Raw genomic sequence first — 14246 nt, 5'->3', positions numbered from 1 at the left:
AGGTTAAGATGTCAGGGATTCTGATCGGCGAATTGATCCTCTGGCTCATCATCGCGATCATCGCGATCGTCGTTATCGTTTATATCGTCAACTGGCTGTACCACCGCTCGTCGAAGGAAGTGTCCTTCGTCCGCACCGGCTTCCTCGGCGAGCGTGTCGTGATCAATGGCGGCGCCTTCGTGCTGCCCTTCATTCATGACTACACGCCGGTCAACATGAACGTGCTGCCGATGGGGATCGTGCGATCCAGGCAGGACGCCGTCATCACCCGCGACCGCATGCGCGTCGATATCGAGGCGGATTTTTACGTCCGCGTGCAGCCGACCCGCGAGGCCGTCTCGATCGCGGCGGCCACACTCGGCCGCCGCACCATGGAGCCGGAACAGCTCCATACGCTGCTCTCCGGCAAGTTCGTCTCGGCGATCCGGTCGGTCGCTTCGGAAATGACGATGGAGCAGATGCACGAGCAGCGCGGCGACTATGTCGCCCGCGTCAAGGCTGCGGCCGCCGAAGCGCTCGCCCAGAACGGCCTCGAGCTCGAATCCGTCGCGATCACCGACCTCGACCAGACCGATCTCGAGTTCTTCAATCCCTCGAACCGCTTCGATGCCGAAGGTCTCACCCGCCTGATGGAGGACATCGAGGCCAAGCGCAAGCTGCGCAACGACATCGAGCAGGACTCGATGATCAAGATCCGCTCCCGCAACCTGGAGGCCGAACGGCAGGCGCTCGAGATCGAGCGCGAGAGCGAGACGGCGCGGCTGGAGCAGGAACGCGACATCGAGATGCGCCGCGCCCTGCAGCGCACCGAAGTGGCGCGCGAACGCGCGCTGCGCGAGACCGAGGCCGAGCAGGCCCAGATCACCGCACGCGAGGCGATCGAGAAGGCACGTATCGCCAACGAACAGGCGATCACCGAGGCACGCATCGCCTCTGAACGCGAAACCCGGCAGAAGGAGATCGAGCGGACGCGCGCGGTCGAAGAACGGGAACTGCTGGCCCGCGAGGAGATCGAGAAAGCCAGGATCGCCAACCAGCGCTCGGTCGACACCGCGCGGATCGCCTCCGAGCGCGAAGTGCGCCAGCGCGAGATCGAGCGTATGCGCACGGTGGAGGAAGCCGAGATCGCGGCACGTGAGGCGATCGAGAAGGCGCGCATTCAGCAGGATCGCGTCGTGACCGATGCCCGGATCGCCAACGAGGAAGAGACCCGGCGGCGCGAGATCGAGCGCACGCGCACGGTCGAGGAAGCCGAGATCGCCGCGAAGGAGGCGACCGAGAAGGCGCGCATCAGCCAGACCATGACCGTCAATGTCGAGCGCATCGCCTCCGACGAACGCACCCGCGCGCTGGAGATCCAGCAGGTGCGCGCCATCCAGGAAGCAGAGATCGAGGCGCAGCGCGCAGTGGAAGCAGCGCGCATTGCCCGCGAGCGCACCCTTGCGGCCGAAAGAATCGCCGCCGAGCAGAACACGCGGAAATTGGAGATCGAGCGCAACCAGGCGCTGGAAGTCGCCGGCATCGCTGCGCGCCAGACGACCGAGGCCTCCCGTATCGCCCAGGAAGAACGCATCCGCTCGCTGGAGATCGCGCGCAACCGCACTGTCGAGGAAGCCGACATCGCCTCGCGCGAAGCCATCGAGGCTGCACGCATCGCGCAGGAGAAGGCTGTTGCGGCCGAGCGCATCCAGGCCGAACGCGAGACGAGGGCCCTCGAAATCGAACGGACCCAAGCGATCGAGGCAGCCGACCTCAAGCGGCGCGATGCGATCGAGCGCCAACGGATCGGGGTGGAACTTGCGCTGGAATCCGAGCGCATCGCTTCATCCAGGACACGCGAGGTGCTCAATATCGACCAGAAGAAGACGATCGAGATCGCCGACGAGGAGCGCGTGATCGCGCTGTCGGCCAAGCGTTCCGAGCGCATCGATGCTGACCGCCAGGTCAGGCAGGCGGAAATCGTGGCGCGCAAGGAAGTTGAGACCACCGACGTCTCGCGCGAGCAGGCGCTGGAGGCAGCACGGCTCGAACGCCGCCGCGCCATCGAGCAGCTCGAGGTCGCCCGCGTCCAGTCGCTGCAGGAGGCCGAGATCGCCTCCCGCGAGGAGGTCGAACGCGCCCGCATCGCCTCCGACCGCGGCCTCGACGAGGCCCGGGTCGGCCGCGAGCGCGATCTGCGCCGGCTCGAGGTCAATCGCGAGAAGGACGTCGAGACCGCCTTGATGGACAAGGCGATCGCCCTCTACCAGAAATCCCTGGAAGAATCCGCGGCCAAGGTGGCGGCGGAAGATGCGCGGGTACGCGCGACGGAAGCCGCCGAGCGTGTCGTCACCGCACGCGAGAGCGAGATCGCGCGGCGCCGCAAGACGGTGGAGGTACTGCTCGCAGAGAAACAGGCCGAGGAAACACGGATCGCGGCCGAGGCCGAGCGCGTGCGCGCCGCCGTGGAGGCCGAAGCGCAGCGGCTGCTCAACGAAGCCGAGAACGTGCTCACCGACCAGGCGCGCTACTCGCTGTTCCGCCGCAAGCTGCTCGACCGCATCGAGGGCATCGTGCGCGAGAGCGTCAAGCCGATGGAGAAGATCGAGGGCATCCGCATCCTCCAGGTCGACGGCCTCAACGGCAACGGCCACGGCAATGGCTCCTCCCGCAGCGCCACCGACGAGGTGATCGACTCCGCGCTGCGCTACCGCGTGCAGGCGCCGCTGATCGATTCGATCCTGTCCGACATCGGCGTCGAGGGCGGCAGCCTTGCCAAGATGCCCGGCCTGATCCGCGAGGCGCGCGACATGCAGGGCATCAAGGAGTCCGCGACCCGCAAGAGCGGAGAAGCCAAGCCGCCTGCAAGCCCGGCCACGGGCGAGCCGCGCCCCCCGCGCAAGAAGGAGTGAGCACGCGCCATGGCCAGGGTCTATGTCTCCACCGTCGTCAACGCCCGCAACGATCGCGTCTGGGCCCGCGTGCGCGACTTCAACGGCCTGCCGAACTGGCATCCGGCAATTGCCGAGAGCCGCATCGAAGGCGGCGAGCCCGCCGACAAGATCGGATGCGTGCGCGATTTCCGCCTCCGCAACGGCGACCGCATGCGCGAGAAGCTCTTGGGGCTCTCCGACTACGACATGTTCTGCACCTACTCCATCCTGGAGTCGCCGATGGGCGTGGAGAATTATGTCGCGACGCTGCGGCTGACGCCGGTGACCGACGGCGACCAGACGTTTCTCGAATGGACCGCCGAGTTCGACTGCGCGCCCGAGCGGGAGGCCGAGCTCGTGGGCAATATCGGCGGCGGCGTGTTCCAGGGCGGCTTCGACGCCCTCAAGCGCGCGTTCGGAGGCTAGCGTGCCGCATATCGTCAAGAGCACGATCATCGATGCGCCGACCGACGCGGTGTGGGGCGTGCTCCGCGATTTCAACGGGCACGACCGCTGGCATCCGGCGGTTGCGACCAGCACGATCGAGCGTGCACACAGCTCCGACAAGATCGGCTGCGTCAGGCGCTTCAAGCTCAAAGACGGCGCGGAACTGCGCGAGCAATTGCTGGCGCTGTCCGACCTTGAACAGTCCTTCAGCTATTGCCTGCTCGATACGCCGATCCCGATGTTCAACTATGTCGCGCACGTCCGCCTGCTGCCCGTCACCGACGGCGACCGCACCTTCTGGCATTGGGAATCGCGCTTCACCACGCGGCCCGAGGACAGCGTCGACATCACGCAGATGGTGTCCGAGCAGATCTATCAGGCCGGCTTCGAAGCCATTCGCCGGCATCTGAAGGAGGCTGCATGAGCGCGGAGGAACGCCCATGACCGTCACTGTAAGGACCTTTGCCTCAACCGGCGAGGCCGCCGCTGTGCTGTCATCCGACCGCGGCGCGCGCTATCTCGGCGGCGGCACGCTGGTGATGCGCGCGCTGAACGAAGGCGACATCTCGATCTCCACCATCGTGCGAGCCAGCGACCATGCGCTGATGCGGATCGACGCGGCCGGCTCCCGCGTCGCGATCGGCGCCGGCGTCACCTTTGCCCGCATCCTCGCCGAGCGCGATCTCGCCTTCCTGCACGCAGCCGCCCGCTCGATCGGAGGACCAGCGGTGCGCAACATGGGCACGGTCGGTGGCAATCTGTTTGCATCTGCCCCGTATGGCGACTTCACCGTCGCGCTGCTCGCGCTCGACGCCGTCGTTTCCGTGCAAGGCGGCCTCGGCAGCCGCGACGTGCCGATCGAGGAATTCCTGCAGACGCGCGAGCGGCAAACCGGCACGCTTGTGCTCGCGGTTTCCTTTCAGAAGCCTGCCAGCGCGGATGCGTTCCGCTATCGCAAGATCGCCCGCATCAAGCCGAAGGGCGGCGCCGTGATCACGTTCGCCGCGCATCTGCCCGTCAGCAGCGGCCGCATCGTCGGCGCCCGCATCGCGCTCGGCTCGATGGCGCCGACACAGATCCGCGCCCGTGCCGCCGAGCGGGCCCTCGAAGGACGCACGCTCGACACTGCGACGATCGCCGCCGCCGCCGCGGCCGCTGTCGAGGGCACCTCGCCCGCCGACAATGCGCTCGCCTCCGGTTGGTACCGGCGCGAGATCGTCGGCGTTCACTTGAGACGCTTGCTGTCAGGTCGGGAATAGGATCACCAAGAGGATCACGATGGCCAAGACCGCCCTGCAATTCCGACACAACGGCCGCGACGTCGCGATCTTCGTCGATGGCGGCACCAATCTTCTGGTCGCGCTGCGCGAATTGATCGGCGACATGACGCCGAAATTCGGCTGCGGCCAGGGCGGCTGCGGCGCCTGCAGCGTCCTGATCGACGGCGAGCTGCATCTCTCCTGCCTGACGCTGGCCGAGACGGTCGCCGCCCGTTCGGTCGAGACGCTTGACGGCATCAAGGACGGCCCGAACCTGCATCCGCTGCAGCGCGCCTTTGCCGACAACTTTGCCGCCCAATGCGGCTACTGCACGCCGGGCATGCTGATGGCCGCCAAGGCATTGCTTGACCGCAACCCGCAGCCGAGCCGCGCGGAGGTCGTCGAGGCGATCTCGGGCAATATCTGCCGCTGCACCGGCTACGAACCCATCATCAACGCCGTGCTCGCCGCCGCCTCCACCGGCCGCGCCCGCGCGTAAAGGACTTAAGCCATGCTGGAACTGCGCAAGGACATTTTCGCCGACGAGCGCGACGACAATCTGAAGGAAATCGGCAAGGGCACGCAGCGGCAGGACATGCTCGGGCATGTCACGGGCACCTCGACCTATTTCGATGACCACAAGCTGCAGGGCATGCTGCATCTGAAGGTGGTTCGCAGCACGCATGCCCATGCGCGGCTGCGCCGCATCGACACCAGCGAGGCCGAGCGGTCGGCGGGCGTGCGCCGGATCATCCGCGGCAGCGACGTGCCGCGCAACCTCAACACCCTGCTCAGCCTGATCAATTTCGGCAAGGACGACGAGCCGTCGCTCGCGGTCGAGAAAGTGCGCTACAAGGGCGAGCCGATCGTCGCCATCGTTGCCGACAGCCCGCGCGAAGCCTATGAGGCGATGGCGAAGGTCAGGATCGACTACGAGCCGCTGCCCGCCGTGTTCGACGTCGAGGACGCGCTGAAACCCGGCGCGCCTGTTGTCAACGAGACCTATCCGAAGAACGCGTTCATCTATCACGATGTCTACGATCACCAGAAGCTGCGCTTCGGCGATGTCGAGCGCAGCCTAGCCACGGCCGACCACGTCCTGGAGCAGCGCTACCAGATGTCGCCGATCGAGCACGCACCGACCGAGACCAACGGCTCGATCGCCGCACCGGATACCAACGGCCGCTACATCGTCTACACCTCGACCCAGGCGCTGTTCTTCTCGCTCGACACCTGCGCCAAGATCCTGGACGTGCCCTCGAACACCTTCCATTTCATCGGCGGCACCGTCGGCGGCGGCTTCGGCGGCAAGGTCGATACCCTCACCGAGCCGCTCTCCATTCTCGGCGCGATGCTCACGGGACGTCCGGTGCGCTATTTGTTCGGGCGCGAGGAAGAGATGCAATATGGCCCGCCACGCGGGGCCGAGCGCATCTACATCAAGGATGGCGTCATGCGCGACGGGCGGATCGTGGCGCGCAAGATCCGCGCCTATTTCGACAGCGGCGCCTATACGCGGCTGTCGAGCTACGCCGCGGTCAAATGCGCCGCGCATCTGCCGGGCCCTTACACGATCCCCAATGTCTATGGCGACGTCTATTGCGTCTTCACCAACCGCACGCCCGCGACCGCGATGCGCGGCTTCGGCGTCACCGCGATGGATTTCGCGATCGAGTGCCAGATGGACAAGCTCGCGCATCTCGTCGGCATGGACCCGATGGAGTTCCGCATCCTCAACGCCTATCGCGACGGCGACATGAAGGCGCATCGCCGCGAGGCCAAGAACACCGCGTTGATCGAATGCGTCCAGGTCGCCGCCGAGAAGGCCAAATGGCCGATCCGCGAGGAGTTCAAGCGCGCCTCCTCGCGCAAGGACGGCGGCGGCAGCCGCGCGGCGATCCCGCCGACGCCGCGCGAGTCCTACGCGCCGGCCGCGACGCCGTCACAGCAGCGGACGACCTATGACCGCGCGCCGCCTGTCTCGCGCGAGCCGCCCCCACCTCCACCTCCACCTCCGCCGCCCCCTCCTCCACGGCCGCAGGCGCCCTCGCACGGCGCCGCCCGCTTCTCCTCCGTCTTCGGCACCAGGAGGCGCTGACCATGACCAGACATCGCGGACGCGGCATCGCGTCGATCAACTACCCGATCGGGATGAATCTCGGCGGCGACCCCAGCCAGGCGCTGGTCCATTCCAATCCCAGCGGCAAGTTCACGGTGGCGCTGTCCTCGATCGATCTCGGCCAGGGCATGAAATCGGTGACGCGGCAGATTTGCGCGGAGACGCTCGGCGTGCCGGTCGAGGACGTCTATGTCGACACCGCCGATTCCGACACCGGGCCGCACTGCATGGGCTCATTCGCCTCGCGCGGCACGCATCGCGTCGGCAATGCGGTAATGATGGCCGCACGCGAAGCGCGCGGGGTGATGATGGAGGCAGCCGCCGAGGAGCTGGAGGTCAACGCCGCCGATCTCGAGACCGACGGCCGCGGCAACATCCACGTCAAGGGCGCGCCGCATCATTCCATTTCGACCAAGGACGTGGCGATCGCCGCGCAATTCAAGCAGGGCAAGACGATCTCCGGCCGCGGCATCTTCCTGGTGCCGCTCTCCGACGTCGACCCTGAAACCGGCGAGATGTCGCCCGCGACATGCTACGCGCATGCCTGCCTGGTCGCCGAGGTCGAGGTCGACGACGAGACCGGAGAGGTCGCGATGGTCCGCATGGACAGCGCCTACGAGCTTGGCCGCGCGCTCAATCCGCGGCTGGTCGAGCAGCAACTGGTCGGCGGCGCCTGGATGGGCGTCAGCCACGCGCTCTACGAGACTCCCGAGCCCTATTACCCCGACCCGAGCCACGGGCCGCGCGACTTCGTCGAATATCTGATGCCGGGGCCCGGCGACATCTGTCCACACGACATCGCGGTGCTGGAGCGCCCCGCGGCCGACGGGCCGTTCGGCGCCAAGGGCCCGGGCGAGATGTGCGCCAATCCGGTGCTGCCGGCCGTGGCGAATGCGATCTTCAACGCCGTCGGCATCCGCATCGACGAATTGCCGATCACGCCGGAACGCGTATTGCGCGCGATCAAGGCGCAGGGCGGCGCGCGGCCGCAGGCGCGGCGCTAGAGGCAGGACACATGCCGGTTCGCAGCAACATCGTCGGCATTGACTCGCCGGAGGCGCTGGAGAAGGCGCTGCGCGCGGCCTATTACCTCGCGGACGACGGGATCGCGACATCGGCCTATCTCTCACTCGCGCTCGGCAAGCCGCTGCTCCTGGAAGGCGCGCCCGGCGTCGGCAAGACCGAGGCCGCTAAGGCGATCGCTGCCGTGCTTGGCCGCAGGCTGATCCGCCTGCAGTGCTATGAAGGCATCGACGCCTCGGCCGCGCTCTATGAGTGGAACTATCCGCGCCAGATGCTGGCGATCCGGCGGGCCGGCGACGAGACCATCGACATCTATGGCGATAGCTTCCTGATCGAGCGGCCGATGCTCGCCGCGCTGCGCGCACCCGACTCGACCGTGCTCTTGATCGACGAAATCGATCGCGCCGACCAGGAGTTCGAAGCCTTCCTGCTCGAATTCCTGTCCGACTTCCAGATCTCCATCCCCGAGCGCGGCACGGTGCGCGCCTCGGAACATCCGGTCGTGGTGCTGACCTCGAACCGGACGCGCGACCTGCACGAGGCGCTGCGGCGCCGCTGCGTCTATCATTGGATCGACTATCCGACCGCCGAGCGCGAAGCGCGCATCGTCATGATGCGTGCCTCCAGCGTCGCCGAAGCGACCGCGCGCGCCGTCGTTGCCGCCGTCGGCAAGCTCCGGCGCGAACCGCTGAGCAAGGCACCCGGCATCGCCGAGGCGGTCGACTGGGCGGAGGCCGCCACGCTCTTGCACAAAGGCGGCGCGCGCTGGCCGGATGCCTTCAAGCGATCGATCGGCGTCGCGCTGAAGGACGAGGAGGACCTGCATTTCATCTCCCCCCGGCTCGACGCGCTGATAGCGGAGGCTGCCGCGTGACCGACGAATTGCCGCTGCCGCGTGCTATCAAGGTATTCATCTCCTTTGTCGCGCTACTGCGCCACAACGGCTTCGCCGTCGCGCCGGAACAGACCACCGCCTTCCTCGCCGCGATCGAACTGCTCGGGCCACGCAGCCTCGAACACATCCGCCGCGCGGGTCTTGCGACGCTGGCACCGCCGCCGGAACGGCGCGCGACCTATGACCGCCTGTTCGACATCCATTTCCGCGGCAGCGAGGCCATCGAGCGCGCCGAGGGCGAAGACGAGGAAATCGTTCGCCTGCAGGAGGATGGTCGCGGCGAGGATGAACCGCCGCTCGCCGACGAGGCCAACGAATCCGGCCTCGCCGCCGCCCGCACCGAGGCCCTGGTCGAGCGCCGCTTTGCACCCGGCACGACCAGCGATGCGTTGCGACGGCTCTCGCGCGAAGCGCCGAGGCGGCTGCCGCGCCGCCGTGGCCACCGCCGGATGCGCGCGCGCCGCGGGCCCTTCGCCGATATCCGCCGCACCTTGCGCGACAGCGTGCGCAATGACGGCGAAGTACTGCGGCTCGGGCATCTGAAACGACGCCTGCGCCCGCGCAAGATCCTGCTCCTGATCGACGTCTCCGGCTCGATGAAGGCGCGCACCGAGGAGAACATGACGCTCGCCCATGCTCTGATGCAGGCTGCGCGCAATGTCGAGGTGTTCACCTTCGGCACCAGGCTGACGCGTGTCACTCGCGCCCTGCGGATGAAACGCCGCGAGCAGGCGCTGAACGCGGCCGCCCACCTCGTCAGCGACTGGGACGGCGGCACGCGTATCGGCGACGCCTTGCAGGCGTTCCTCGCCGTACCGCGGTTCGGCGGCTATGCGCGTGGCGCCGCCGTGGTCGTGGTCTCCGATGGATTGGAGCGTGGCGATGTATCCGCGCTGCGCGACGCAGTCGCGAAACTGTCGCGACGCGCCTGGTCGCTGAGCTGGCTGACGCCGCTGGCGAGCGGGCCGGGCTTCCGCCCGCAGACCGAAGCGCTGATCGCGATCGAGCGCTTCGTCGATGATCTCTCCGACGGCGGGTCGAGCGCCGCCGTCGTATCGCATCTGTTGTCGCTCGGAGGAAGGAGAGCCGCATGACCGACATTGTTGACGCCCACCACCACATCTGGCGGCAGGCGGATCTCGCCTGGCTGTCCGGACCGATGCAGCCGCGCATCTTCGGCCCCTATGAGCCGATTCGCCGCGACTATCCGATCCGCGAATATCTCGACGATCTCGCCGGCACCGGCGTGATCCGCTCGGTCTACGTGCAGACCAACTGGCCTACTGATCGCTTCGAGGACGAAACGGCCTGGGTGCAACAGACGGCGGGCGAGCACGGCTGGCCGCATGCCATCGTCGCCTATGCCGACCTTTCCGTGGACGACGTACGCCCGCAACTCGATCGCCTCGCGCGCTATCCGCTGGTGCGCGGCGTACGCATGCAACTGCACTGGCATGAAAATCCGCTCTACCGTTTTGCCGCGCGGCCCGACCTCTGCGCTGATCCCGTGATCCGCCGCAACGTCGCCCGCCTCACCGATTACGGCTGGAGTTTTGACTTGCAGGTCTTCGCGCCGCAGATGGCGGATGCCGCCGGCCTCGCCGAAGCCTGCCCCGACGTGACCTTCATCCTGCAGCACGCCGGCATGCTGGAAGACCTGTCGCCGGAAGGCCGCGCCGCCTGGCGCGCCGGCATGGCAAGGCTCGCAAGGTGCCCGAATGTGGTCTCGAAACTTTCGGGGCTCGGCACCTTCATTCATCGCAACGACCTCGCGCATATCCGTGGGGTCATCGAGGACACCGTCAATATTTTCGGCGCCGAGCGCTGCCTGTTCGGTTCGAACTTTCCGATCGAGAAACTCTGGACCAGCTATCGCGAACTGATAGCCACCTATCGCGCGGCCACCGTGCAGCTACGCGGAGAGCAGCGCGACGCGCTCTTCAGGGCAACCGCGATGCGCGTCTATCGCATCGGATGACGGCAAAGGATCGCCGCACAAAACAAGATCAATCGGGAGGGAATGGATGCCGTTGGAAATCAAGATCCTGGACTATGGCGATATCGAATTGGAGTCGAGCTTCCTCGTGCTCGGGCGCGACTGCGGTCGCACCCGGCGCGTGCTGACGCTCGGCTTCCTGATCCTCGGCGGCCCCTATCCTGTCGTGGTCGACACCGGCTATCGCTCCAACCAGATCATGGAGACGCTGGGCATGCGCGGCCTGCAATTCCATGAGAACATGATCGAGAACCAGCTCGCGCGTCACGGCGTGCGCATGGGCGACGTGCGCTTCGTCTGCCACACCCACCTCCACATCGACCATGCCGGCAAGGACGATCTGTTTCCAATGAACACGACCGTCGTCCTCAACCGCCGCGAACTGGAATATTCCGTATCCGGCCTGATGCATCCGCAATATCCGGCGCCCGACATCAAGCACCTGGTCGACCGGTTGCACACCAAGGGCGCGCTGCGCTTCCTCGATCTCGAGATCACCGGCCCTATCGAACTGATGCCCGGTGTCTATTGCGACGCCGCCAATGCCCACACCGAAGGCTCGATGAACATCCACGTTCACACTGCCGACGGCATCGCCACGATCTGCGGCGACGTGATCTATGATTTCAACGACCAGATCGTGACGCCCTTCAACGAGATCCATGACTGGGAGCCGCGCACCACAGGCAACCACGGCACCACCAAGCGCGCGGAGAAGGCCGCGATCAAGAAGCTGCTGAGCGGCTCGCGCTATCTGCTGCCGGTGCACGACCGGCCCGCGAAGATCGAAGGCGGCGCGGTGGTCGGCCGATTGCACGACCAGGTGCCGGGCCCGATCGTGCAGAGCCTGCCGGAGCGCCGCTGGTTCCCGGCGTGAGCTCAAGAGGGACTTTAGCCGATGACGCACGTCACCCTGCGGCCGGAATTCGAGAACCTGATCGATCCCTATGCGCCGGTCGGCCAGGTCGGCACGGGCTTCGAGTTCACGGAGGGACCGATCTGGCATCCGACCGATCACTATCTCCTGTTTTCGGACATGCCGGCCGACGTGCGCCGGCGCTGGGATGGGCGGCGCGGCGTCGTCGAGGTCAGACGCCCCTCGAACAAATGCAATGGCATGACCTATGACGCGGAATTGAACCTGATCGTCTGCGAGCATGCCACCTCGTCGCTGATCCGCGAGCGGCCGGACGGGCGACGCGACGTGCTCGCCTCGCATTTCGACAACCAGGAGCTCAACAGCCCGAACGACGTTTGCGTCCATTCGAGTGGCGCGATCTATTTCTCCGATCCGTGGTATGGCCGCATGCCGGTCTATGGCGTCGAGCGGCCGCGCCAGCTCGGCTTCCAGGGCGTCTATCGCGTGCCCCCCGGCGGCGGCGCGCCCCGCCTGCTGGTCGACCGCAATTTGTTCGAGCAGCCGAACGGCCTCTGCTTCTCTCCGGACGAGCGCGTGCTCTATGTCAACGACACTGTGCAGGCGGTGATCCGCGCCTTCGACGTCGAGGCCGACGGCGCGCTCGCCAATCCGCGCGTCTTTGCGAGCAACATCCGTTCCGAGTTCGAGCCCGGCGTGCCCGACGGCATGAAGTGCGACCAGCACGGCAATGTCTGGGTCACCGCGCCCGGCGGCGTCTGGGTCTATTCGCGCAGCGGGGAACTGCTTGGCAAAGTGCGCCTGCCCGAGCTCGTCGCCAATCTCGCCTGGGGCGGCGCGGACTTCCGCACGCTTTATCTGACCGCGACCCATTCGGTCTACGCGATCCCGACCAAGGTCGGCCCACGCCACGAGCCCTATATGAGCGGCCGGCGCGACGGCACGGCGGCCGGTTCTTCGGCGCCCGTCCCTCACCTGACCGATGGCGAGATGCGGCTCGATCCGCAGCGCTGCGCGATGATCATCCAGGATCTGCAGAACGACGTGGTCATGGACGGCGGCGCGTTCGCCGAATCAGGCGCGCCGGCGCATGCGCGGCAGCAGCGCGTCGTCGACAATGTCCGTCGTCTTGCGGAAGTCGCGCGCTCGCGCGGTGTCGTCATCATCCACGTCTGGTTCATCGTCGAGCCGGGCGCGCCGGGCGTCACCCTGAATGCACCGCTGTTCGAAGGCCTCGTCGACGGCAAGGCGATGGTGCGCGGGAGTTGGGGTGCCGCGCCGGTGTCGGGGCTGGAGCCGCGCGCCGGCGATTTCGTCGTCGAGAAGATGCGCATGAGCGCCTGGGAGGGCACGCGGCTCGAAACCATCCTGAAAGCCACCGGCCGCGACATGATCATCAATACCGGCGCCTGGACCAACATGTCGGTCGAGCACACCGCCCGCACCGGCGCCGACAAGGGCTATTTCATGATCGTGCCGGAGGATTGCTGCTCGACCATGAACGCGGACTGGCACAACGCCTCGATCAACTTCGCCCTGCAGAACGTTGCCGTCGTGACCAATGCCGACACCGTCATCAAGGCCCTGGGATGAAAGGCGCAGGTGCGTGCCAAAGCTCCTTCATCTCGCCTGCTCGCCGCGAGCCGATTCGGAATCGGCAGCCGGCGCACGCATCTTCCTCGACCATTTTCGAAAAGTGCGACCGGACTGGGACATCGATCTGATGGATCTCTGGCGCGATCATCTGCCGGAATTCTCCGGCGCGATCCTCGATGCCAAATACGCCCGCCTGAAGGGACAAGCCTTCACCGAAGCTGAGCGTGACGGCTTCGCCGCCGCCGAGCGCATCGCGCTCCGCCTCGCGCTTGCCGACCGCGTGCTGATCTCGACGCCGATGTGGAATTTTGGCATTCTCTACAAACTGAAGCATTGGCTCGACGTCATCATCCAGCCCGGGCTGACGTTCCGCTTCGATCCGTCGCAAGGCTATCTGCCGCTGCTCAAGGACCGGCCGACGCTCGTCATCCTCGCCAGCGGCAGCGACTTCGTCACCGGCATGAATCGCGGACGCATCGATATGGCAACGCCGTATTTGCGCGAGGCGCTCCGCTTCATCGGCATCAGCAGCGTCCGTTTCGTGCCGATCGGCCCGACCACCGGCCCGGCCGACCCGATCCGGATCGCGCGCGAGAATGCCAATCGCCGCTTGGCCGAGTTGGCTGTGAACTTTTGATCGAGATGGCGAATTACGCCCCTCTTGGCGCGAGCCGAAAATGACCGCCCCTTATCCCGAGGAGCCGCGCCAGCGGCGTCTCGAGGGATCAGCCACAGACTCCTCACTTTCCGTCATTGCGAGCGAAGCGAAGCAATCCATGTCTCCGCTTGCGGCGCTATGGATTGCTTCGCGGAGCCCGTCATCGGGCGGCGCTACGCGCCGACACGCTGGCTCGCAATGACGATGTGGCGACTTTGGGTGTGACAAAACAACCCGACGGGCAAATCAGCCGAAAGTCTGTCCACCCCTCGCGCGAAAAATATTCCACTTTCGCCGTCGGGCAAATCAGTGATTTAACTCCGCGCGTCTCACGGTAGATGAGGGGCGGCTCGCGATCGTCACGAACGTTGCGGTGAGATGCGGTGGACGCGATGCGTGCGACTGACGAGCGCATGTAACGCGGACGGCGAAGTCGTGTGGTCCTGGCGCCCCGACGCTGGCGC

The 14246-nt window shown here is 66.4% G+C and carries 13 protein-coding genes; all 13 read left to right on the top strand.

Features of this window, described 5'->3' with window-relative positions; translation table 11 throughout:
* Positions 1 to 8: 8 nt before the first annotated feature.
* From OZ411_RS03185 to OZ411_RS03125, 13 genes are read left to right on the top strand one after another with little or no spacing between them, the layout of a single operon-like run.
* Entirely contained in the window at positions 9 to 2891 is a 2883-nt protein-coding gene (locus OZ411_RS03185; protein WP_282526768.1) for a flotillin family protein, read from the top strand.
* A gap of 9 nt (positions 2892 to 2900) precedes the next feature.
* Entirely contained in the window at positions 2901 to 3338 is a 438-nt protein-coding gene (locus tag OZ411_RS03180) for an SRPBCC family protein (RefSeq protein WP_282526767.1), read from the top strand.
* A 1-nt stretch (position 3339) separates the two neighbouring features.
* Complete coding sequence (locus OZ411_RS03175; protein WP_130582373.1) at positions 3340 to 3783, top strand: SRPBCC family protein; 444 nt, start codon at positions 3340 to 3342, stop codon at positions 3781 to 3783.
* 16 nt (positions 3784 to 3799) lie between these two features.
* Positions 3800 to 4618, top strand: a complete 819-nt coding sequence (locus tag OZ411_RS03170) for an FAD binding domain-containing protein (protein ID WP_282526766.1) — start codon at positions 3800 to 3802, stop codon at positions 4616 to 4618.
* 19 nt (positions 4619 to 4637) lie between these two features.
* Positions 4638 to 5117: a (2Fe-2S)-binding protein gene (locus OZ411_RS03165; protein WP_282526765.1), complete on the top strand. Its 480-nt coding sequence runs from the start codon at positions 4638 to 4640 to the stop codon at positions 5115 to 5117.
* A 12-nt stretch (positions 5118 to 5129) separates the two neighbouring features.
* Positions 5130 to 6716 carry a molybdopterin cofactor-binding domain-containing protein gene (locus OZ411_RS03160; protein ID WP_282526764.1) on the top strand — a complete coding sequence of 529 codons (1587 nt, stop codon included), beginning with the start codon at positions 5130 to 5132 and terminating at the stop codon, positions 6714 to 6716.
* A 2-nt stretch (positions 6717 to 6718) separates the two neighbouring features.
* The gene (locus OZ411_RS03155; RefSeq protein ID WP_282526763.1) at positions 6719 to 7741 is read left to right on the top strand and encodes a molybdopterin cofactor-binding domain-containing protein; all 1023 of its coding nucleotides are present in this window, start codon (positions 6719 to 6721) and stop codon (positions 7739 to 7741) included.
* 11 nt (positions 7742 to 7752) lie between these two features.
* Positions 7753 to 8634, top strand: coding sequence for a MoxR family ATPase (locus OZ411_RS03150; protein ID WP_282526762.1), 882 nt, complete (start codon positions 7753 to 7755; stop codon positions 8632 to 8634).
* Complete coding sequence (locus OZ411_RS03145) at positions 8631 to 9749, top strand: VWA domain-containing protein (protein WP_282526761.1); 1119 nt, start codon at positions 8631 to 8633, stop codon at positions 9747 to 9749. The genes OZ411_RS03150 and OZ411_RS03145 overlap by 4 nt, the downstream gene beginning before the upstream one ends.
* Entirely contained in the window at positions 9746 to 10633 is an 888-nt protein-coding gene (locus OZ411_RS03140; RefSeq protein ID WP_282526760.1) for an amidohydrolase family protein, read from the top strand. The genes OZ411_RS03145 and OZ411_RS03140 overlap by 4 nt, the downstream gene beginning before the upstream one ends.
* Before the next feature lie 46 nt (positions 10634 to 10679).
* Positions 10680 to 11528, top strand: a complete 849-nt coding sequence (locus OZ411_RS03135; protein WP_130583880.1) for an MBL fold metallo-hydrolase — start codon at positions 10680 to 10682, stop codon at positions 11526 to 11528.
* 21 nt (positions 11529 to 11549) lie between these two features.
* Positions 11550 to 13121 (top strand): isochorismatase family protein, encoded by a 1572-nt coding sequence (locus OZ411_RS03130; RefSeq protein WP_282526759.1) that lies wholly within the window; start codon positions 11550 to 11552, stop codon positions 13119 to 13121.
* A gap of 13 nt (positions 13122 to 13134) precedes the next feature.
* Complete coding sequence (locus OZ411_RS03125) at positions 13135 to 13761, top strand: NAD(P)H-dependent oxidoreductase (protein WP_282526758.1); 627 nt, start codon at positions 13135 to 13137, stop codon at positions 13759 to 13761.
* The last annotated feature ends 485 nt before the right edge of the window (positions 13762 to 14246 follow it).

The organism is Bradyrhizobium sp. Arg237L (genome assembly GCF_029990105.1).
Lineage (GTDB): Bacteria > Pseudomonadota > Alphaproteobacteria > Rhizobiales > Xanthobacteraceae > Bradyrhizobium.
This window is presented reverse-complemented; position numbering and strand designations above follow the sequence as displayed.